This is a genomic window from Knoellia aerolata DSM 18566 (assembly GCF_000768695.1).
Classification (GTDB): domain Bacteria; phylum Actinomycetota; class Actinomycetes; order Actinomycetales; family Dermatophilaceae; genus Knoellia; species Knoellia aerolata.
The window spans coordinates 1-335 of sequence record NZ_AVPL01000207.1 but is presented as its reverse complement, the minus strand read 5'-3'; the positions used below and the strand labels follow the sequence as shown (position 1 = coordinate 335).

General features: G+C 76.7%; 1 pseudogene. It reads right to left on the bottom strand.

Going from position 1 to position 335, the window contains the following annotated elements:
• Nucleotides 1-335, bottom strand: a pseudogene (locus N801_RS21300) (HNH endonuclease signature motif containing protein); the annotation flags it as partial.

Here is a 335-nt window from a genome sequence, read left to right as displayed (position 1 = left end):
GGGGGTGTCGGCGGGGATGGTGGCGTGGAGGTGGACGGTGACGTTGGCCTGGGCGAGGACGAGCTGGGCCAGGGCGTCGGCGCGGGCCTGGGCGAGGGTGAGCTCGGGGTCGGCTCGGCGCAGGGTGCGGGCGAGGGTGTCGACGGCCTGCCACATGGGGGCGGACTGTTCGACGGGGAGCTCGGCCTCCCAGTGGTCGGTGCCGAGCGTGTCCGGGGAGCGTCGCACCGAGCGTCCTTCGCGGGCGGCCTTGGCCTTGGCGGCGACGAGGTCGGGGTGGGCGCGGGCGATCATCCGCCGGACCCGGGCTCGCAGCGGCCCGGTGGTCTCGTCCC